This window comes from Ornithinibacillus liuyingii, assembly GCF_055550225.1.
This window is the reverse complement of sequence record NZ_JBPWOS010000007.1, coordinates 116,886-136,635: the sequence shown is the minus strand read 5'-3', so window position 1 is coordinate 136,635 and position 19,750 is coordinate 116,886. Positions and strand designations below refer to the sequence as shown.

General features: G+C 36.7%; 23 protein-coding genes. 1 reads left to right on the top strand and 22 read right to left on the bottom strand.

Going from position 1 to position 19,750, the window contains the following annotated elements:
- Nucleotides 1-103: 103 nt before the first annotated feature.
- From ccsB to ACSKT4_RS11155, 9 genes are all read right to left on the bottom strand, one after another.
- Nucleotides 104-1,297, bottom strand: a complete 1,194-nt coding sequence (ccsB, locus tag ACSKT4_RS11195; protein ID WP_186869816.1) for a c-type cytochrome biogenesis protein CcsB — start codon at nucleotides 1,295-1,297, stop codon at nucleotides 104-106.
- Between the two features lie 20 nt (nucleotides 1,298-1,317).
- Nucleotides 1,318-3,033, bottom strand: coding sequence for a cytochrome c biogenesis protein ResB (gene resB / locus ACSKT4_RS11190; protein ID WP_186869817.1), 1,716 nt, complete (start codon nucleotides 3,031-3,033; stop codon nucleotides 1,318-1,320).
- A gap of 18 nt (nucleotides 3,034-3,051) precedes the next feature.
- Entirely contained in the window at nucleotides 3,052-3,630 is a 579-nt protein-coding gene (resA, locus tag ACSKT4_RS11185) for a thiol-disulfide oxidoreductase ResA (protein ID WP_186869818.1), read from the bottom strand.
- 51 nt (nucleotides 3,631-3,681) lie between these two features.
- Nucleotides 3,682-4,425, bottom strand: coding sequence for a pseudouridine synthase (locus ACSKT4_RS11180; protein ID WP_186869819.1), 744 nt, complete (start codon nucleotides 4,423-4,425; stop codon nucleotides 3,682-3,684).
- A gap of 99 nt (nucleotides 4,426-4,524) precedes the next feature.
- Nucleotides 4,525-5,055, bottom strand: coding sequence for a spore maturation protein (locus tag ACSKT4_RS11175; protein ID WP_186869820.1), 531 nt, complete (start codon nucleotides 5,053-5,055; stop codon nucleotides 4,525-4,527).
- Nucleotide 5,056: 1 nt separating this feature from the next.
- Complete coding sequence (locus ACSKT4_RS11170; RefSeq protein WP_186869821.1) at nucleotides 5,057-5,644, bottom strand: nucleoside recognition domain-containing protein; 588 nt, start codon at nucleotides 5,642-5,644, stop codon at nucleotides 5,057-5,059.
- A gap of 1 nt (nucleotide 5,645) precedes the next feature.
- On the bottom strand, nucleotides 5,646-6,743 hold the full coding sequence (locus ACSKT4_RS11165; protein WP_186869822.1) for a D-alanyl-D-alanine carboxypeptidase family protein: 1,098 nt from the start codon (nucleotides 6,741-6,743) through the stop codon (nucleotides 5,646-5,648).
- A gap of 265 nt (nucleotides 6,744-7,008) precedes the next feature.
- On the bottom strand, nucleotides 7,009-7,596 hold the full coding sequence (scpB, locus tag ACSKT4_RS11160) for an SMC-Scp complex subunit ScpB (RefSeq protein ID WP_186869823.1): 588 nt from the start codon (nucleotides 7,594-7,596) through the stop codon (nucleotides 7,009-7,011).
- A gap of 1 nt (nucleotide 7,597) precedes the next feature.
- Nucleotides 7,598-8,341 carry a segregation/condensation protein A gene (locus ACSKT4_RS11155; protein ID WP_186869824.1) on the bottom strand — a complete coding sequence of 248 codons (744 nt, stop codon included), beginning with the start codon at nucleotides 8,339-8,341 and terminating at the stop codon, nucleotides 7,598-7,600.
- Nucleotides 8,342-8,508: 167 nt separating this feature from the next.
- On the opposite strand from ACSKT4_RS11155, the gene ACSKT4_RS11150 reads away from it, so the two are divergent.
- Nucleotides 8,509-8,598: a YjcZ family sporulation protein gene (locus tag ACSKT4_RS11150; RefSeq protein WP_047980004.1), complete on the top strand. Its 90-nt coding sequence runs from the start codon at nucleotides 8,509-8,511 to the stop codon at nucleotides 8,596-8,598.
- 192 nt (nucleotides 8,599-8,790) lie between these two features.
- Here ACSKT4_RS11150 and ACSKT4_RS11145 read toward each other — a convergent pair whose 3' ends face one another.
- The 13 genes from ACSKT4_RS11145 to ACSKT4_RS11085 form a co-directional block, all read right to left on the bottom strand.
- Nucleotides 8,791-9,159, bottom strand: a complete 369-nt coding sequence (locus tag ACSKT4_RS11145; protein WP_186869825.1) for a GNAT family N-acetyltransferase — start codon at nucleotides 9,157-9,159, stop codon at nucleotides 8,791-8,793.
- A gap of 238 nt (nucleotides 9,160-9,397) precedes the next feature.
- On the bottom strand, nucleotides 9,398-9,859 hold the full coding sequence (locus ACSKT4_RS11140; RefSeq protein ID WP_186869826.1) for a site-2 protease family protein: 462 nt from the start codon (nucleotides 9,857-9,859) through the stop codon (nucleotides 9,398-9,400).
- Nucleotides 9,860-9,879: 20 nt separating this feature from the next.
- Nucleotides 9,880-10,317 (bottom strand): peptidylprolyl isomerase, encoded by a 438-nt coding sequence (locus tag ACSKT4_RS11135; RefSeq protein ID WP_186869827.1) that lies wholly within the window; start codon nucleotides 10,315-10,317, stop codon nucleotides 9,880-9,882.
- A 151-nt stretch (nucleotides 10,318-10,468) separates the two neighbouring features.
- Nucleotides 10,469-11,779 carry a diaminopimelate decarboxylase gene (gene lysA / locus ACSKT4_RS11130; protein ID WP_186869828.1) on the bottom strand — a complete coding sequence of 437 codons (1,311 nt, stop codon included), beginning with the start codon at nucleotides 11,777-11,779 and terminating at the stop codon, nucleotides 10,469-10,471.
- 130 nt (nucleotides 11,780-11,909) lie between these two features.
- Nucleotides 11,910-13,328: a spore germination protein gene (locus ACSKT4_RS11125; RefSeq protein ID WP_186869962.1), complete on the bottom strand. Its 1,419-nt coding sequence runs from the start codon at nucleotides 13,326-13,328 to the stop codon at nucleotides 11,910-11,912.
- Between the two features lie 64 nt (nucleotides 13,329-13,392).
- A complete protein-coding gene (locus tag ACSKT4_RS11120) occupies nucleotides 13,393-13,821 on the bottom strand; it encodes a stage V sporulation protein AB (protein WP_465823401.1) in 429 nt (142 codons plus the stop codon).
- Nucleotides 13,799-14,419: a stage V sporulation protein AA gene (locus ACSKT4_RS11115; RefSeq protein ID WP_211741586.1), complete on the bottom strand. Its 621-nt coding sequence runs from the start codon at nucleotides 14,417-14,419 to the stop codon at nucleotides 13,799-13,801. Before ACSKT4_RS11115 ends, ACSKT4_RS11120 begins: the two co-directional genes overlap by 23 nt.
- A gap of 203 nt (nucleotides 14,420-14,622) precedes the next feature.
- Nucleotides 14,623-15,375 (bottom strand): RNA polymerase sporulation sigma factor SigF, encoded by a 753-nt coding sequence (gene sigF / locus ACSKT4_RS11110; protein ID WP_186869830.1) that lies wholly within the window; start codon nucleotides 15,373-15,375, stop codon nucleotides 14,623-14,625.
- Nucleotides 15,376-15,387: 12 nt separating this feature from the next.
- Nucleotides 15,388-15,831: an anti-sigma F factor gene (gene spoIIAB / locus ACSKT4_RS11105; RefSeq protein WP_465823399.1), complete on the bottom strand. Its 444-nt coding sequence runs from the start codon at nucleotides 15,829-15,831 to the stop codon at nucleotides 15,388-15,390.
- Nucleotides 15,828-16,181 carry an anti-sigma F factor antagonist gene (gene spoIIAA / locus ACSKT4_RS11100; RefSeq protein WP_186869832.1) on the bottom strand — a complete coding sequence of 118 codons (354 nt, stop codon included), beginning with the start codon at nucleotides 16,179-16,181 and terminating at the stop codon, nucleotides 15,828-15,830. Before spoIIAA ends, spoIIAB begins: the two co-directional genes overlap by 4 nt.
- A 105-nt stretch (nucleotides 16,182-16,286) precedes the next feature.
- Nucleotides 16,287-17,468: a D-alanyl-D-alanine carboxypeptidase family protein gene (locus ACSKT4_RS11095; RefSeq protein ID WP_186869833.1), complete on the bottom strand. Its 1,182-nt coding sequence runs from the start codon at nucleotides 17,466-17,468 to the stop codon at nucleotides 16,287-16,289.
- Nucleotides 17,469-17,594: 126 nt separating this feature from the next.
- Entirely contained in the window at nucleotides 17,595-18,899 is a 1,305-nt protein-coding gene (locus ACSKT4_RS11090; RefSeq protein ID WP_465823397.1) for a pyrimidine-nucleoside phosphorylase, read from the bottom strand.
- A gap of 18 nt (nucleotides 18,900-18,917) precedes the next feature.
- On the bottom strand, nucleotides 18,918-19,742 hold the full coding sequence (locus ACSKT4_RS11085; protein ID WP_465823396.1) for a purine-nucleoside phosphorylase: 825 nt from the start codon (nucleotides 19,740-19,742) through the stop codon (nucleotides 18,918-18,920).
- Between the last annotated feature and the right edge of the window lie 8 nt (nucleotides 19,743-19,750).

Below are 19,750 nucleotides of genomic sequence, written 5' to 3'. Positions count from 1 at the left end.
TGCTCCCCCTTACATACTATCTACCAACAGTATAAACTAAGCACATATAAATGTATAAGAAAACATGACATTTGTACGAAAAATGTCATGTTTTCAAGGTGATTTATGCGTATGAGTGTAAACCTGCTAAAACAAGATTTACAACGATTAAGTTAAACATGATAATGCCAAATCCAATAACGGCTAACCATGCTGATTTTTCCCCGTGCCAACCACGAGAAAGTCTTAAATGTAAGTAAGCTGCATAGAAGAACCAGGTCACTAAGGCCCATACTTCTTTTGGATCCCAGCCCCAGAATCGTCCCCATGCAATCTCAGCCCAGATAGATGCGAAAATCAAACCACCTAATGTAAACACTGGGAAGCCAATAGCAACAGAACGATAATTTATTTCATCTACTAAGTCTGGTTTAACATTCTTCAGAAGTGGTTGAAGCAATGCACCAACACGTTTTCTAAATATTAAGCGCACTAATCCATAAAGAAGCGTACCTGCAATAAAGGACCATATTACCGTGTTAAACTTACTGCCTGCATCCGCACCGTGCATCCATGCAGGCGTCTCAAATAACGGATTCATCACATCTTCTGTAATCAGTACACCTTCATTAGGTGCTGCAATTGCTGGTAACGTATATTCCGTAGTGACGGTTTTTCCATTTAAAGGATATTCGAATGTTGCACTATAATTCATTGCATTAAACACAGACGAAACCACAATAAAACCAATTACTAAAAAGATAGTATAAAGCACTACCTCAAGTGATATAGTACGACCGGAACGCTTACTTTGGTCAATTCCATGAATTAAATAGATAAGCCCGGCAACAAAGCTAATAAATAAAATCCCTTGTCCTAAGGCGACTGTCGTTACATGGATATGCAACCAGTGACTTTGTAATGATGGAACAAGTGGTGCAATTTCTGTAGGGAACATACTTGCGTAAGCAATGAATATTAACGCTATTGGTAAAGCAAATAAGCCTAAAATACTCAATTTGTACATAAAATAAATGATAATAAACGCTAACACTAGGCACATTCCTAAGAAAGTGACAAACTCAAACATATTACTTACCGGAGCATGACCAGACGCCATCCATCTCGTAATAAAATAGACTAGCTGTGCTAGAAAGCCTAAAATCGTTAATGAAATTGCAAGCTTTCCAGCAAATCCCTGCTTTTTGTGATCAACATGTTTATCACGAATGGTTGCCCCAAAAAATAACGTTGCAACTAAGTACAAAATAAATGCTATAAATAGCATTGTACTGCTCGTATTTAATAAACTCTCCATGAGTTTCCTCCTTGTACCTATTAATCTTCTTTTTGATCATCCACCATTTGAATAGAGGTACCGTCAATTGCTTTTTCAATATCTTTTTTCAGTCCAAACCAGTTCTTATTCGTATGGGCCGCTAATAGTATGCCATTTTCTTTAGGGTGAATCCATACTCGGCGATGCTGCCAGTACATGCCTTGAATAACCCCAATCATAAAGATGAGCGCACCAATTATAAATAAAGGAATCGTATTGTCTCGCTTAACACTTATACCACTCTTACGATCAAAATCAATTGCATCAATGATGATGCGGTATTGATTTTCCCCAGTTGGATCAACAGTAGGTGCAAAAGTTCCGACTACATGTCCCATAGGCTCGAGATCAACTACTTTAGGGTCTATTCCAAGTTCTTCTACAGCCCCAATAACATCCCCTATAAAACTAGTCTCTGCTTCTTCACTTTCAGGTGGATATAAATTAAAGACAAATGCTGGGTTATTCGTTTCATTCGTTTCAGACTTAACACCATCACTGGTTAACTCAAAATCAGGATAAAATTCAGCTACTTCAACCGTAAAACCATTATCTAGTTCATAGTGGCTTTGTGGATGATACAAGTCAATAGTAAACTCACCTAACGCTTCTGCATCCGGATCGTTCATTTCATAGATTTTAAAGGTCATCTTTGAAAAAGCATTCAATTGATAGCCCTGTTGATAAAGTGTATAACCGCCAACCTTAGCTGGATTATTCATCGTAATGTTATAATCATCTACTTTAACAAGCTCTTCCTCAGCACCTAATACTTCTGCTTCTTCCGCATGATAAACGGTTGCATTTGTTTGGAAGTTACTAGGGATAATTCTCCCTTCTTGTTGAAGAGCATCTTTAAATCGTTCATCATTTTCATCATATGTATCCAGGACAAACTCATGATTCTCAATGTAATATTCACTATTCGTCCCTGGGATTACAACGGTTTCACCTTCACGGACCCACATATAATCCGATAGATAGAAAAAGGGGGTTGTCCGAAGCAGTGCAGCAACTAATATAATAATAAGACCGATATGATTGACATAAGGACCCCATCTAGAAAATCTACCTTTTTCAGCTACAATATGGCCATCTTCTTCCTTAATACGATAATGTTGCTTCTGTAACCGTTCTTTCACTATGTTTACATCTTCAGTTGATACTGTTTCTGTTTGACTATAAAAGCGTTGTCTATTTATAAATGATTCATGTCGCTTTGCTCGTTGTCTCTTAAGTGCTCGATACAACGGAACAAATCTGTCAATACTACAAATTACTAACGACACACCAATCAAAGCGATTAAAATTAAATACCACCAAGAGCTATATAAGTTATGAAATCCTAGTTGATAATAAATCTGCCCAAATATGCCGTACGTTTCAGGATAAAAAACTGCTGGATCCCGAGACACTGCATCAGCAGGAATATATTGTTCCAGAGGAAAAATTGTACCAATTCCAGACGCTATTAATGCCAAAACAATTAGCCAAACAGCAACTTTTACCGAGGAGAAGAAGTTCCAAATTTTATCAATGATAGTTTTGTTATATGTAGTAGATCGTCTTGCACTTCCCTCATAGCGCATATTCAGCAATTTCCGCTTATCATTACCATCAATATGCTGGTTCGCCTGAACAGGTTTACCACAGGCTTCACAAAGGACTGTTCCCTCTGGATTTACATGTCCACATTCACACTTAATATGATTCATAGATATCCCTCTTTTGTCTTATGATTCAGAAGGTTGAATTTGCTTTAAATACCCCTCTAATCGTTCAAGAGTAAGGGCACCCTCCACAACATCAACTATCTCACCCTCAGGACTAATAAAAAATGTACTAGGAATTGGACCTATTTTGTAAAGATCTCTTACCTGTCCTTTCGTGTCATGAGGTATAGGGAAAGTCAAGTTATGCTTCTCAGCAAATTTGTCTATTACAAATTCCGTTGCATCTAGACTAACCGCTATAATTTCTACTCCCTTTTCTTTGTATTCTGGATATAATGATTGCATATATGGCATCTCTGCTTCACAAGGCGCACACCACGTACCCCAGAAATTCAGCATAACCCCTTTGCCTTCATAATCACTTAGACGAACTGTTTCCACTTCATTATGATCATTGACTTGCTTTAATTGAAAATCAGGGGCTTTATCGCCAGCTCTATAAACCGTCCTGTCTGCTGTAATATTGGTCACGAGTGCATAGACTACCGCCAATAGGAGTAAAGCTAAAATAACAGAACGAAATATTAATCTATTTCTTCGCTTATTTTTTTTCTTCAATTTTGCTTGCTCAATACTCATAGTCAACACTCCCCGACCAATTATACCATTATTTGGACAATGAAATTATGTCTAATCTTCAACAATTTGTGTGGCTAGGTTAACCATCTGCTTTACTTCTTTAGGAGTTAATTTCCGATACTCTCCTACACTTAACCCATCTAGAGTCAGTAACCCGTATTGTTCACGTTTCAGCTTCATAACAGGGTACCCTAATTGCTCCATCATACGACGGACATGTCGGTTTTTCCCTTCGCGCAACGTTAATTCCAGAATCATCGTATTTTTCTTCTTATCGGTAGACAGAATCCGGTAACGTATTGCTTTAAGTATTTCTCCTTTATCCCGTACACCCTTCCTTAGTCTACCTAGCTCTATCTTTGATGGAATCCCTTTAATCTTAGCAACGTATACTTTCTCAACACCATGCTTTGGATGCATGACAAGATTGGCAAATTCCCCATCATTCGTTAAAAGAAGAATCCCCGATGTATCATAATCTAATCTACCGACTGGATAAATCCTTTCTTCAATCTCTGGGAAAAAGTCAGTTACAACCTTTCTACCTTTTTCATCCTTTACACTAGAAATAACACCTCTAGGTTTATAAAAAAGATAATAAACCGGAACTTCTTTCTCAAGTTGAACACCATTTACTTCTATTTTGTCATCAGGACTCACCTTTGTACCTAGCTCTGTTATGACTTTATTATTCACCTTCACTTTTCCTTCTATAATTAGTTGCTCTGCTTTTCTTCTAGAGGTTACACCACTTTGTGCAATCACTTTTTGTAAACGTTCATATGTATTTGACATTTCATCACCAATTTCTATTCTTTTTTAACATAATAATAGCGTTAACCATATGTTAACGCTATATAAATGATTTTATCCAAAATGTGCATGATTATAAAATCATCCAAACACCAAGGTAACAATAACAATCGCTGCTATTATACCAATTATATCGGCTAAAAGTCCAACTTTTAGGGCATAGCCCATCTTACGAATACCAACAGCACCAAAGTATACAGTTAGAATATATAAAGTTGTATCCGTGCTTCCCTGCATAGTGGATGCCAGTCTTCCTATAAAGGAGTCCGGACCATGTGTTGCAATTAATTCAGTTGTAACCCCAAGAGCGGCAGAGCCAGAGATTGGTTTAACCAATGCAAGTGGTACAATCTCTGGGGGCACACCAAAAAATAATAAAATCGGTGAAATCATACCGATAATAGCATCTAAAGCACCAGAGCTTCTAAAGATAGCAATTGCTACAATCATCCCTACTAAAAAAGGAAGTAAAGAAAAGGCCATCTTAACCCCTTCTTTCCCTCCCTCGACGAATAATTCATAGGATGGTACCTTTTTCCAGGTAGCAACCAACAAGACGAACATAATAAATAACGGGATAATCCATATACTTACCTGTGAAATAAATACCATATCACTTCTTCCTCCAAGTACTTCTATAATAAAATAGCCGATCAATCATAATAGCACTAGTAGTAGAGATTAAGGTTGCTAGTATCGTAGTCCCTACGATTTCTGTTGGGGAAATAGAATCATATTGCATTCTAATAGCAATAACGGTTGTAGGAATAAGTGTTAAGCTGGAAGTATTAATCGCTAAGAACGTTATCATCGATCTGGACGCCTCATCCGAACCACTTATTTTTTTCATCTCTTCCATTGCTTTGATTCCCATAGGTGTAGCAGCATTACCAAGCCCGAATATATTAGCGGTAACATTGGAAAGTATGTAGCCTATTGCAGGATGATCCTTTGGAATCTCTGGAAAAAGCCTCACCACTATTGGTCTAAATAACTTTGCTAGTCCTTTCAAGATCCCTGCCTCTTCAGCAATCTTCATAATACCTAGCCAAAATACTAGTACACTAATAAGACCGATTGATAACGTAACGGCTTCATTTGCACTTTCAAAAACGGCTTTATTAACCTCATCCATCGTTCCGTTAAACATAGCATATAGAATGCCTATAATTGCTAAGAAAGCCCAGATTAAATTAACCATGTTATCCCATCCTAAATACTTGCTTAAATATCGAAATTACATTGGCAAAAAAGCTATTTTCATCTTCTGGTTTTCCATCTTTAAAAATAGCAACCTCTAATATTGGTTCATCATGTAACGAGAATAATTGCTTCCCGACAATTTGTTCTGTGCCAAGTTCTTTCTCAAAAGGCAACCATTCCGAGCTTACCGCTTCTCTTTCTCCATCTTTTAAAGGAAACAATGTATCATCATGAATATGGCCTTCGATCCTTTTTTCAGGTCCTATTTGAAGATCAATCATTCCTTTATCTCCGATAGATTCCATTTTATAGTTCTCATACCCCCATTCAAACATGTTGATATGATCTCGCCAATCATCTGGAGCGTTTAACGTAACAGCAATTAAGTCCATTCCATCCTTCGATGCAGTGGATACTAATGTTCTACCTGTTTGTTTCGTAAAGCCTGTCTTTCCACCGGTACAATATTTATAGAAAACGGTTAATAATTTATTTTTATTTTTCCAGCTATATTCTCTATTATCGGACTTATAGAATTTAGCACCAGTTATTTCTTGGAATGTTTCATTCTCCATGGCATACCGCATTAGTAATGCCATATCATAAGCAGAGGAATAATGGGTTTCAGAATCCAGTCCATGTGGATTATCGAAATGCGTATTTGTCATTCCTAGCCACTGGGCTTTTTCATTCATAAGATAGACAAAGCCTTCTTCACTACCACCAACATGCTCAGCAATTGTAACCGCAGCATCATTCCCAGACCGTAACATTAATCCATATACTAAATCCTCCAATTTCATTTTCTCGCCTTCCTTTAAGTAAATGGAGGATCCTTCCGTATAAACTGCTTTTTTACTGGCTTTTGCCATTTCATTCATTTTTCCTGATTCAATGGCAATTATTGCTGTCATGATTTTCGTTATACTGGCAATATTTTGTTTTTCATGTGCTTTCTTTTCAAACAATATTCGGCCGGTCGACTGTTCAATTAAGACGGCATTATTCGCAGACACACCCGGCTCAGCATGTCCAATAATCGGAAATGAAAATGTAAAGAGAATGATCGTTAACACTATCATTGCAATAAAACGCATAGTTTGTCCCCCCAGAATCATGTCTATACATTTTATGCGAAAGCTGCTTTGATATGATTAAAAATGTACAACCTCTGAGCATAATTTCTAACCATACTACAAATAAAAGGAGTTAGCCTTAGTTTTCACTTATGATAAAAGATAAAAAAACCTGAGCAAATTCTTTGAGTTCGAATTTGTTTAGGTTTTTACATGAATTATTTATTTTCTGGATCTAAGATAATGGAATAGTTTCATCTTAAGTACAAATTTGCTATAGTACATTCTAATTATTATTTGCTTCTTCTAAATCGTTAAATCGGTCAAAGAATAAATCTGCCTCATCCTCAAATTCTTCCGGATCAAAGTTGTCTGGTAATGGTGGCAGCTCTTCTAATGAGGTTAATCCGAAGTAAGTTAGAAAATCTTTACTCGTACCGAATAAGGTGGGTCTACCGATTCCCTCTTTTCTACCTACTTCTTCAATTAACGATCTTGCAAGTAAGGTTTGAACCGGTCGATCACTTTTCACCCCACGTATCTCATCAATTTCTGACCGTGTAATTGGTTGACGATAGGCGATAATCGCAAGTGTTTCTAAAGCAGCCTGAGACATTCTACTAGATTGAGGAGCTTCTACCAATCTTTTGTAATACTCACTATGCTCTGGTTTTGTCGTTAAATGGAACACATGATGCGATTCCATTATCATAATACCTCTACTCGCATGCTCATAATCATATTTTAACTCTTCGATTAAGTGTTCTACAGCTTTTTCGGAGATTTGCATAATCTTACCTAATTCTTTTATCGTAATTCCTTCATCTCCACTTGCAAATAGTAACCCTTCTAGAATTGCTTTTACATTTTTCATCTTATATTTCATCCCCTGCATAGTATACATATAATGGTTCAAAATGCTGTGTTTGTTTACACGTTACTTGATTAATTTTCATTAATTCTAACAAGGCCATAAACGTAACAACTATATGGGATTTGGTACGTACAGTAAATAATTCATCAAACGTAATTCCACTTCTTGCTTTCCTCTTTACTATATCCAATACTTCTTCCATCCGTTGTTCAATTGGTATTTCTGCCTTTTGAATACGCGTATCTAGTGGCTCTTTCCACTTCTTTCTTTCTAGCATTCTACCTAATGCACCTAGCATATCATAAATCGAGATTTCACCTTGAACGACTGTTTTCTCGATATTTAAATTGTCGAATATAACGGGAGGTCGCGTATAGGTTTGATGTGCTTCTAGTTCTTTTTCTTTGAACGTTTCCGCAGCCTCTTTGTACTTCCTGTATTCGATTAACCGTTGCATTAATTCTTCTCTAGGGTCCTCCATATACTCTTCATCTGTCTCTTCAATCTCAGGTTTAGGAAGAAGCATTTGGCTCTTAATTGCTAGAAGCGTTGCTGCCATTACTAAATATTCGCTTGCGATATTTAGCTCTAAATGCTGCATCGTATGTATGTAATTCATATACTGTTCCGTGATTTGGGCAACTGGAATGTCATAAATATCGATCTCGTATTGATTAATTAAATGTAGCAGTAAATCAAGCGGACCTTCAAATGTATCTAATTTCACCTGATATGCTTGATTCATATATGTCGCCCTTTCTAAAATTAATTCCAAGACATTAAGAGATTTATTTTACTAAAACTCGTTTCAAATGCCTATACACAGGATTGGGTATCTACATAAGTTATTAACGTAAGATAAATGTTACCCAAAAAACATTTATTCATGATTAAAAAAAGGAGGAATTTTAAATGGGTGCAGGATACAATTATGGCGGAGGCTTTGCTTTAATCGTAGTATTATTCATTCTTTTAATTATTGTTGGTGCTGCTTGGTTCTAAGATAAGCTACGATTAGCTTCGTCAACATTAACTAATACTCCTAACAAAAATCAGCCCTATACATGTGTAGGGCTGGTTTTTTTAGAAAAACTCACATTTACTTTGTCGAATATCCTGCTATTCTTATGTAGGCTAAAAACAATATCCTACTTCCCGTTCTGTCAGAAAAACATTATATTCTATAAGTGTTCCCTAGTTATTAGGGTTCTCCTCTTGCTCCATACAATGATCGTAATATACACGTATTTGATCTACTGAACTAACTTGGTGTGAGGAACCATACAGCTTCCTTGCTTCCTGAATCATCTTTTTACCAATACCAACGTTTCTGTGTGAAGGATTTACGGAAATATGTTGAATAATTGCTTGTTCACCGTCAACTCGTAATCCGATTGCACCGACAATATCATCATCTTCTTTCCAAAGATAAAGATGCCAATCTGGATTGGTTTCATACTCTTTTATAGTTTGTTGCAACTTCTTTACATCTTTTTCTTCAGGCATAAAAGACAATAAACCCATTGCAATCTTTTCCGAATTTTTTTTATAGCGATTTAACATAGATACCCCTCACTATGTAATATAACATTTAATCTAATTACTTTAATTAAATTGGAGTTCGTTATATATATTGACCTATTAATCTATATTTGTCAATTATTGTTCTAAAATACAAATATATACCAATAAGCAAATCCCCAGATAATACCCAGCACAAGTAACACCACAAATAGAAGGATATTTTTCTTGCGTTGATTCAAATAACTCATCCCTTATCATTATTGACAATTTTTATTAATTAATATACATTTTTTTGAAATAAGGCCCTCACCATGATTAACCCGTCTGATTCTTGTTTCCCTACTTTATATGGAATAGCGTTCATCACAAACAACCAACAATTATACAGCATAAATATGAGTAAATATGTATTTGGTACGCTTTGATAAAAGAGGTAACAGATGAATACAATTATTGCATTGAGAAGTGGCCCAAATAACGTAATGTAAAAAACTTCAACGTTGCTATACGGTTTTATTCGTTTACTTCCTGTGTATCCGGAACTAATAAACATTCTACCTATCTGCAACTCCATATTATAAAACACCAATCTAAAAAGCTTCTTTCCTCTACCTATCACCAGTGTAATCTCATCTGCTTTTGCAAGCTTGGCACCTAACAGATGTCCAATCTCATGGACAAAATTACTGAGTGGTGCCACGACCAAAATAAGGAAAATCAACAATAAAGCTGTATTCATCTATACCGTCCTAAAATGTTTTATTCAGAAAAAACTTTAACTTCTTTCATTACATCTCCATTACGCATAGCCTTCGCATGTTCAATACCAGATGTAACCTTACCAAAAACCGTATGCACACCATTAAGATGTGGTTGTGGTTCATGTACAATAAAGAATTGAGAACTTCCTGTGTCTCTTCCCGCATGGGCCATAGAAAGTGAGCCTTCTTCATGCTTATGTGGGTTATTATCGGTTTCACATTTAATCGTATATCCAGCGCCACCAGTACCATTACCGATAGGACATCCTCCTTGGCTTACAAAGCCTGGGATAACACGGTGAAATGTTAAACCATCATAGAAGTTTTCATTTGCTAATTTTTCAAAGTTAGCTACTGTTCCTGGTGCTTCATTTGGGTATAATTCAAATTCAATTTTATTTCCATTTTCCATTAAAATATAGCCTTTTTTAGACATCTATTCCATCTCCATTCATTTCGAAAACTATTATTACTTCATCATAATACCATTTCTATACGTTAAATTAAAGTTTTGACTCGGTTTAGGACCCAGTAGCTTAGCTAAGTCAACTTTTGGATAGTTGTTGTTTTCTATTAACACGATACAATCATGATTCATAAGAAAGGTCATGACTAATAATGTCCTCATATGTCTCTCTTTTAATAACTAATTTATCTTGACCATTTTCCACAAATACTACCGCTGCACGTTGGATTCGATTGTAATTACTTGCCATCGAGTAGCCATATGCTCCAGTTGATAGAATAGCTAATATATCTCCACTATTAACTTTAGGAATTGGTAGATCCCAAATTAGCATATCCCCTGATTCACAGCATTTTCCTGCGACAGAAACCACCGTATCGTTGGCGTCATTTGCCCGATTAGCAAGTAATCCATGGTACTTCGCTTGGTATAGTGCTGGGCGAATATTATCTGTCATTCCACCGTCCACTGAAATATAATCACGAACACCAGGTATGTGCTTCTGAGAACCGACGGTATATAAAGTAATTCCCGCATCGCCTACAATAGAGCGACCAGGTTCAATCCAAATTTCTGGTAATGGGATATCTAGTTGTTCACTATGCTCCTTCACTGTTTCAACTAGCTTCTCAACATAATGGTGGAGTGGAATTGGTTGATCCTCTTCTGTATAGCGAATACCAAATCCCCCACCTAAGTTAAGCACCTTCGGAATAAATCCATGAGAATCTTTCCATTCTACTAGTTTATTAAATAGGATATTTGTTGCTGTAACAAATCTTTCTGTATCAAATATTTGCGAACCGATGTGACAATGTAGCCCTTTAAAATTCACATGTGGATTCTCAAGCAATAAATGAAATGCTTCATCAGCTTGTCCATTATGTAGATCAAATCCAAACTTAGAATCTTCATTACCCGTCATGATATACTGATGTGTTTTAGACTTAATTCCTGGTGTTACACGAATAATTACGTCCATTTTCTTATTATGGTGCTTCAGTATGCTCGTTAGTAATTCGATCTCAAAGAAGTTGTCCACCACCACACAACCAATATGATTCTCAACAGCCATTTCTAATTCGCGGGAACTTTTATTATTACCGTGTAAATGTATCTTTTCTGGGTTAATTCCAGCTTGTAATGCTGTATAAAGCTCCCCCTCAGAAACTACATCTACTGATAATCCCTCTTGTTTAATTACCTGTAAAATTGCAATAGAAGAGAAGGCTTTACTTGCATACGCCACTTGTGCACGTACCCCTAATTGTTTAAACGTATCAACAAATGATCTACAACGCTCCCGTATCACTGCAACATCATAAACATACAGTGGTGTACCGTATTTATTAGCTAACTCCACCGTGTCTACCCCACCAATTTCTATATGACCCAGACTATTTATCTGATATGGATATTGATCCATGAACATTTCCCATCACCTATTCATCTTTATTTGTTTGATAAGTAAAAATACTTATAAAAAATTTATCATAACCAGTCAAAAAACAAAAGGAATAAAATCAATTCACAGTAGCGAATCGTTTTATTCCTTACTCTAATTACTTATCAACTGGTTGTCGATATATATTTTTTGGATGGACTATACTAGGTCTAGTATTGGCAAAAGGAGTTGGAAACCTTAATATTGTTGTAAGCATTGCTTTTGGATTGAATGGAAGCAATGGCCAAAGATACGGCGTTCGCATAGACCGTAAACTCGCCAGGAACAGGATGAACAATGTTGTTCCGATTACATAGCCATATAATCCAAAGATTGCAGTAACTAGTAATAAGACGACTGTTGCTACCTTATTGGCAACACTCAATTCGTAACTTGGTGTTACATATGAACCAATAGCACTTAGCGATATATAGAGAATAACCTCAGGACCTAACAGCCCTACATCTATAGCAATCTGACCAATTAATACAGCAGCAATTAATCCCATCGCGGTGGACAGGGCAGTTGGCGTGTGAATGGCAGCCATCCTTAAAAACTCTATTCCAATTACTCCTAAAATAAGCTGTATTACAATTGGTATATTTCCATCCTCATTTGGTCCAATAAAGGAGAGTTCTCCAGGTAGAAGCGTTGGGTCAAGTACAAATAATAACCATGTCGGTACTAGGAAAATGGATAAAAAAATCGCTAAAAATCGAAGCCATCTAATGCAAGAGCCTATAAGTGGTGCCTGTCTGTGTTCCTCGGCATGCTGCGAATGATGAAAGAAGGTGGTCGGCACAATGATCACACTAGGAGAAGTATCCACGATAATGATTACATGCCCTTCTAACAGATGGTTTGCCGCTACATCTGGTCGTTCCGTGAACCGGACCAATGGGTATGGATTCCATCTCCGTTCGACAATATACTCTTCTAATGACTTTTCAGCCATTGTGATACCATCTATATCGATTTTTTCAATTTTTTTCCTTATTAAATCAACTAATCCATCATCTGCAATATCTTTAATATAGGATAAGCAAACATCCGTTTTTGATCTTTCTCCTACTTTTAACATTTCATTTCGCAATCGCTCGTCTCGTATTCTTCTTCTCGTTAATGCTGTATTTTCGATGATATTTTCCGTAAAGCCATCACGAGAACCTCGGATTACCCTTTCCGTGTCTGGTTCTTCCGGTGAGCGGCCAGGATAGTTACGAACATCAATTGCATATCCGAATCGCTCCCCATTCATTAACACAACGATTAATCCGGAAAGAACCTGGTCCACCACTTCATCCATCGTTTTAATTTCGGAAACTTGTTGATGAAGCAAGCGATTTTTAACAATCTCGGCTATTTTTCTCCGTTCTCTTTCCGTTTCATTTAAGTGGAGTAGTTCTTCAATAAGATCTTGTATGATCATACTGTCGATTAAACCAGTAACATAGTACAATTGAATTTCTGTTTTTAACACGGTTATTTCTCGAAACCCTACATCAAAAGAAGTCCCTACTCCAACTCTCTCTTTCATGTATCGATTGTTTTCTTTAATATTTGCTGAAACTGGTTGTTGACTCAATTGTAATCCTCCAATCTTATCTTACTAAGATTATCCATTGAAATAAGGAACCAACTATTTTTCCTAATACAACAGCCATCATGAGGGTAATAATTTTCTTATCCAGCCCTATGCGCTTAGATAATAATGGAAAAACATTCAAAACTTCTGTCAATGCAGCTGCTAGCATACCGTTAAAAACGCCATGGAATGCCCCCCATATAACGAGCAAAATAACTGGATGGCTCCACGATATAGTAGCAAACGATAAATAAGTCCCAAACAAAGTTCCTAATATGACACAACCTGTATATACCTTTACTAGATGTAATGTTTTCGTAAGCTGAATTAATCTGGGAATAATACCTAGTACGGTTAGAAAAGCCACGAACCCACACCCAACAGCAAGTCCACTTGAAAAGCCAATTATGACCTCCATTGCATTAATGAGGATACTTTGGGTCATTTAATCTGTTCTCATAGTAATTGACATAATCATCAAGTGACTGCTGATATTTAAAGATTTCTACCTCTAAAGGGCTTGGCTCTTCATTAAAGCGCTTCTTAAACCAGTGATTAAAAAATAAAATCATCCCAATACCTAAACCAAATGAGTAAGGAATCTGAATCCATAATGGAAATTCATTCTCCTCTCCTGTTAGTAAATAATGTATTTTCTGCTGGACTGCCTGCATGCTTACATCATAATGAAAATTAATTATGGTCATGGCAGTTCCAATAAATAGTAGCAGCCATACTAAACAAACGACTATCATATTGGGATTCTTTTTGTATTTACTGATTCGAATGATGGTCTGTTCTGGACCAATTAATTGAATCTCTATATTTGGATAGTTTTCCGTTAAATGCTTTATAATCAAAAAACTATCGATAATAACAATTTCCTTATCTTTTTCCGTAACTCGATATATCCTTAATTCTTGTAATTTTTTAATTGCTTCATTTGAATTTGAGGATATATATGCTACATCTTTTAGCTTTAGTTCGATTGGATTCTTTATTTCTAATTTCTTTTTCATTCGTAAATAAACAATTCCATCCATTTCCTTCACCTCTGGGGAATCATTGAAGATACAAGTTAGTATTTGTTTAAACATGAAATATTATTAAATGGAAGTACAAATAGCTGAATATCCTTCACGATAATCTCATAAAGTATACAATTGTTTTAACGCTATCTGCTCTATTCCTTATTAAAAAGTAAAATTCAACTAAAAAAGCTGTGGGGTTTAGCCCCTCACAGCTTTTAAGGATCAATTTTACTTTTCATTTCAAACAATATTTTCTTTTCCAGTCTCGAAACTTGGACTTGCGATATGCCAAGCCTTTCAGCAACCTCTGATTGCGTCTTATCCTTATAATACCTTAGATACAGGATTAATCGTTCTCGTTCACTTAAACCGCGTATCGCTTCTTCTAACGATAATTTATCGAACCAATTGGAGTCTTGGTCAGCTATTTGATCTAATAAGGTAATCGGGTCACCATCGTTTTCAAAAACAGTCTCATGTATGGAATGAGGTGACTTCGCAGCTTCCTGGGCATGAACAACTTCCTCAGGAGAAATCTCTAATGCCTCAGCAATTTCGTTGATTGTTGGTGATCTTCCGAGTTGTTTCGTTAGATCATCTTTTTTCTTACGGATTTTATTACCAATCTCCTTTAATGAACGACTCACTTTCACACTACCATCATCACGAAGGAAACGTTGAATTTCACCGATAATCATCGGTACTGCATAGGTTGAAAAACGCACATCATAGGAAAGATCAAACTTATCAATCGATTTAATCAATCCAATACTTCCAATTTGAAATAGATCATCCGGATCGTATCCTCTATTCATGAAACGTTGAACAACGGACCATACTAATCGAATATTTTTTTCAACTAAATAATCACGAGCTTCTTTGTCACCCTGTTGACTTTTCAGAATATACGCTTTGACTTGTTCATCCGTTAATGCTTCATTCCGTTTATCCTGCTTTACATTAACCATAGGCATACATCCTTAATTATAAACCGTTTTACTTTTCGTTAACTGCTTTCTCATATGAACAGTGGTACCTTCACCTTGCTTGGATATAACTTCAACAGAATCCATAAAGTTCTCGATAATAGTAAAACCCATACCGGAACGTTCTAGTTCCGGCTTTGATGTATACAATGGTTGCCTTGCCTCATCGATATCATCAATTCCAATACCATAGTCGCGTATCGTTAATTCTATTTCACCATCATCATATACCTTACACGTAATGGATACTTTATGATTAGGGTCGTTATTATATCCATGGATAATCGCATTCGTCACTGCCTCAGAGACTACCGTTTTAATTTCAGTTAATTCCTCCATTGTGGGATCGAGCTGAGCCACAAATGCAGCAACGGTCACACGGGCAAACGATTCATTTTGACTAACACTAGAAAACTCTACATGCATTTCATTTCTCATGAAGCCACCCCCAACGTTTCTAATGCAAACATCTCATTCTCCTCTAAACGAATAATTTTGAACATACCAGACATTTCAAACAAGCGTTTGATAGAATGTGGTATCGAGCAAACAACCATTTGCCCTCCTAATTGCAGTACTTCCTTATATCTACCTAGAATAACACCTAGTCCAGAGCTATCCATAAAACTAACTAGTTCAAGATTTAAAATTACATGCTTAACCGGGCTATGGTAAAGCATGTCCTTCCATTGATCACGTAGGCCCTCTGCTTCATGATGATCCAGTTCGCCAGCTAAGCGAACAATAAGTACATCTTCTTTTACCTCAAATGTATAATCTAGACCCATTTTAATCCTCCTTACATTCCTTATGTAAGTACACATTCGTTGTGAAATGGGTAAATTCCTTCCTTATAGACAAAAGAAGAAATATTTCTCCTAAACTAGAAGTAATTAGTCATATTTCGACAGCTTCTGAATGGAGCGTTTAAACAAGGTGAATAATGACGCCTTCTCGACATTCTCTTCAACAACAAGAGGTGTTTCAGAGATGACCGTTTCACCATTTTTAACTTGGAGCGTACCAACCTTATCGCCTTTCTTTAAAGGTAATGTAATAGCATCAAGCTTGACAGAGGTAGATAATTCGTCTACAGATTCTCCTTTTTTAAATAAGGTGCTAATGGATTGTGAGGCCACAACCGGAGTATTTCTATTCTCTGCTTTGAATAAATTTAGCTTTGTAATAGATTCTCCCTTTTCAAAGAGCTTTTTCGTTTCATATGTGTTAAATGCATAGTCTAACATCTTAGATACGCTTGCATTTCTTTCTTTTGGAGTCCCGGCCCCCATTACAACAGCAATAACCCGCATGTCACCTTTTTTCGCCGTAGCGGTTAAGCAGTACTTTGCTTCATTGGTAAAGCCCGTTTTTAATCCGTCAACACCAGGATAAAAGCGAACCAGCTTATTCGTATTAACAAGCCAGAATTCGTTTTCAGTCCCTTTCCGTAAATAGTCTTCATATATAGATGTATATTCCGTAACGGACTCATGACTTAATAATTCTTTCGCCATCATTGCCATATCATATGCTGTACTATAATGATTTTCTGCAGGTAATCCAGTCACATTTTGAAACTGTGTATTCTCTAACCCTAGCTCTTTTACTTTATCATTCATCATTTTTACAAATGCTTCTTCACTTCCAGCAATTCTTTCGGCTAATGCCACACTTGCATCATTACCAGAAGCAATCGCAATACCTTTTAACAGGTCATTAACGGTCATCTCTTCGCCAGCTTCAAGGAAGATTTGTGATCCCCCCATTGATGCTGCATTTTCACTGACTCTTATGAGTTCATCTTTTTTCAATGTACCTTTTTCTATTTCCTCCATGATTAACAGTAATGTCATCACCTTCGTCATACTTGCAGGTGGTAATTTTTCATGGGCTTGTTTTTCAAACATAATCTTTCCTGTATCTCGTTCGATTAAAATGCCGGATTTAGCATCAGGAGCTAGATCAAATGACTCTTGTTTTTGTGAATCCCCTTTTTCTTCTGCTGCTACTGTAATCGTATAAAAAGAAAGGGTGAAAAATAGTAAACTAATCATTAGAACAAATTTTTTCATCGTGTTTAACCTCCAGCAATCAATATAACTCTAGGATTACCAAAATTAAACAGATTTATAATCAGGAAAAGATAAAATCTTAACAATAAATACGGGAAGTCCCATAAGCGAGACTTCCCGATTAAACTATTCTGTAATCATTTCATAAATTAGCTTTGGTGCTTTCACATTTTCATCTGTAATGATGATACTAGACTTAATTAGTTCCACAACCGATGCTACATTGTCGATATTACAATGCATAGTAAGAAGTGGCTCTCCCTTACGTACGGGATCACCTACTTTTTTATGGAGCATAATGCCAGCAGCTAGATCAATCTCAGATTCCTTCGTTGCTCTCCCAGCTCCTAGCATCATAGCAGCAGTTCCAAGTTGGTCCGCAACGATTGTTTGCACTGTTCCAGACTGCTCTGCCGTTACCTCAATTTGCTTACGTGCTTTCGGTAGTAATTCTGGATTGTCCACAACAGTTGGATCTCCACCTTGTGATGCAAGGAATGTCTTAAATTGTTCAAGTGCTTTACCATTAGATAGATTGTCTTCAAGCATTTGTCTTGCTTCCTCAATATTGCTTGCTTTCTCTGCTAGTACAACCATTTGACTACCTAATACTAAACATAATTCAGTTAAGTCCTTTGGTCCTTTCCCGCTTAAGGTATCAATAGCTTCTTTTACTTCTAATGCATTACCAATAGCAAGGCCTAGCGGTTGACTCATATCAGAAATAACCGCCATCGTATTTCTGCCAACATTTTTTCCAATTGAAACCATTGCTTGAGCTAATTCCTTCGCATCTTCAATTTCCTTCATAAATGCCCCTGCACCGGTTTTGACATCTAATACAATGGCATCTGCACCAGAAGCAATCTTTTTACTCATGATGGAGCTTGCAATTAGCGGAATCGAGTTCACCGTAGCTGTCACATCTCGTAAACTGTACAGCTTTTTATCTGCAGGAGTTAAGTTTCCTGTTTGCCCAATAACCGCAACTTTATTTTTATTGACTAAATCGATAAATTCTTTATTCGTAATCTCTGTATGGAATCCAGGCACGGACTCTAACTTATCAATTGTACCACCTGTATGGCCTAGCCCACGGCCACTCATTTTAGCTACTGGAGCACCAACAGAAGCAACAAGAGGTGCTAGTACTAGTGTTGTCGTATCTCCAACACCACCAGTGGAATGTTTGTCTACCTTAATTCCTGCTATATCAGAAAGGTCAATCTGATCACCAGATTCAACCATAGCTTTTGTTAAAAGTGCTCTTTCTGTTTCCGTCATATCCTGAAAATAAATCGCCATCATTAATGCACTGACTTGATAATCAGGAATGTCACCGCTTGTATAACCATTTACAAAGAAGTAGATTTCTTCTTCTGTAAGTTCTATTCCGTCCCGTTTCTTTTCGATGATATCGTACATCCGCATAGAATGTTCTACCTCCTGTTAGTTCAATGGTAATGTCTGAACAATTTTCTTCACGAATTGAAGAAAGTCTTGTTTCACTTTATCTGTAGTTTCAATAACCTCATGATGGGTTAAAGGTTGATCTAAAATGCCTGCTGCCATGTTCGAAATACAAGAAATTCCTAGTACCTTCATATTAGCATGATTTGCCACCATTACTTCCGGTACAGTTGACATACCAACTGCATCTCCACCCCAAGTTCTTAGCATACGCACTTCTGCTGGGGTCTCATACGCAGGTCCAGTATTTCCTACGTATACTCCTGTTTGAACCTTTAAGTCTAGTTCTTTAGCCGCTTCAAGTGCAAACTCGACATACTTTTTATTATAAGCGGAAGACATGTCTGGGAATCTCGCACCTAGTTGTTCATCATTCGGACCAATCAGTGGACTAGTTCCCATATTATTGATTTGGTCGGTAATGACCATTAAATCACCAGGCTCAAAGCTTTCATTAATTCCACCAGCTGCATTTGTTACAATTAATGAGGTAATGCCAAGCTCTTTCATTACTCGAATCGGAAAGGTAACTTGCTGCATAGTATAACCTTCATAAAAATGAAAACGACCTTGCATTGCAAGAACTTGTCTTCCTTCTAACTGACCAATTACTAATTGTCCTTTATGACCTGAAACCGTTGATTCTGGAAAATATGGAATTTGGTTATACGGAATAATGACAGGATTTTCAATCTCGTCTGCTAAAACTCCTAGTCCAGACCCTAAAACTAAACCAATTTCTGGTGTAGTGGATAATTGACTTTTAATAAATTCATTCGCTTCTTTTATCTTTGAATACTCCATCTATTATA

Excerpts from the sequence above, each read along its gene's own strand:
- ACSKT4_RS11120 (WP_465823401.1), bottom strand. The coding sequence starts at position 13,821 with ATGACCCAAAGTATCCTCATTAATGCAATGGAGGTCATAATTGGCTTT.
- spoIIAA (WP_186869832.1), bottom strand. The coding sequence starts at position 16,181 with ATGGGTCTAGATTATACATTTGAGGTAAAAGAAGATGTACTTATTGTT.
- lysA (WP_186869828.1), bottom strand. The coding sequence starts at position 11,779 with ATGTTCATGGATCAATATCCATATCAGATAAATAGTCTGGGTCATATA.
- ACSKT4_RS11145 (WP_186869825.1), bottom strand. The coding sequence starts at position 9,159 with ATGTTAAATCGCTATAAAAAAAATTCGGAAAAGATTGCAATGGGTTTA.
- ACSKT4_RS11135 (WP_186869827.1), bottom strand. The coding sequence starts at position 10,317 with ATGTCTAAAAAAGGCTATATTTTAATGGAAAATGGAAATAAAATTGAA.
- scpB (WP_186869823.1), bottom strand. The coding sequence starts at position 7,596 with ATGAAAAATGTAAAAGCAATTCTAGAAGGGTTACTATTTGCAAGTGGA.
- ACSKT4_RS11155 (WP_186869824.1), bottom strand. The coding sequence starts at position 8,341 with ATGAATCAAGCATATCAGGTGAAATTAGATACATTTGAAGGTCCGCTT.
- ccsB (WP_186869816.1), bottom strand. The coding sequence starts at position 1,297 with ATGGAGAGTTTATTAAATACGAGCAGTACAATGCTATTTATAGCATTT.
- ACSKT4_RS11175 (WP_186869820.1), bottom strand. The coding sequence starts at position 5,055 with ATGGTATTTATTTCACAGGTAAGTATATGGATTATCCCGTTATTTATT.
- ACSKT4_RS11170 (WP_186869821.1), bottom strand. The coding sequence starts at position 5,644 with ATGGTTAATTTAATCTGGGCTTTCTTAGCAATTATAGGCATTCTATAT.
- ACSKT4_RS11095 (WP_186869833.1), bottom strand. The coding sequence starts at position 17,468 with ATGAAAAAATTTGTTCTAATGATTAGTTTACTATTTTTCACCCTTTCT.
- resB (WP_186869817.1), bottom strand. The coding sequence starts at position 3,033 with ATGAATCATATTAAGTGTGAATGTGGACATGTAAATCCAGAGGGAACA.
- ACSKT4_RS11140 (WP_186869826.1), bottom strand. The coding sequence starts at position 9,859 with ATGAATACAGCTTTATTGTTGATTTTCCTTATTTTGGTCGTGGCACCA.
- spoIIAB (WP_465823399.1), bottom strand. The coding sequence starts at position 15,831 with ATGAGAAATGAAATGCATGTAGAGTTTTCTAGTGTTAGTCAAAATGAA.
- resA (WP_186869818.1), bottom strand. The coding sequence starts at position 3,630 with ATGAGTATTGAGCAAGCAAAATTGAAGAAAAAAAATAAGCGAAGAAAT.
- ACSKT4_RS11090 (WP_465823397.1), bottom strand. The coding sequence starts at position 18,899 with ATGCGGATGTACGATATCATCGAAAAGAAACGGGACGGAATAGAACTT.
- ACSKT4_RS11180 (WP_186869819.1), bottom strand. The coding sequence starts at position 4,425 with ATGTCAAATACATATGAACGTTTACAAAAAGTGATTGCACAAAGTGGT.
- ACSKT4_RS11150 (WP_047980004.1), top strand. The coding sequence starts at position 8,509 with ATGGGTGCAGGATACAATTATGGCGGAGGCTTTGCTTTAATCGTAGTA.
- sigF (WP_186869830.1), bottom strand. The coding sequence starts at position 15,375 with ATGGTTAATGTAAAGCAGGATAAACGGAATGAAGCATTAACGGATGAA.
- ACSKT4_RS11115 (WP_211741586.1), bottom strand. The coding sequence starts at position 14,419 with ATGGATGGAATTGTTTATTTACGAATGAAAAAGAAATTAGAAATAAAG.
- ACSKT4_RS11125 (WP_186869962.1), bottom strand. The coding sequence starts at position 13,328 with ATGAAAGAGAGAGTTGGAGTAGGGACTTCTTTTGATGTAGGGTTTCGA.
- ACSKT4_RS11165 (WP_186869822.1), bottom strand. The coding sequence starts at position 6,743 with ATGCGTTTTATTGCAATGATAGTGTTAACGATCATTCTCTTTACATTT.
- ACSKT4_RS11085 (WP_465823396.1), bottom strand. The coding sequence starts at position 19,742 with ATGGAGTATTCAAAGATAAAAGAAGCGAATGAATTTATTAAAAGTCAA.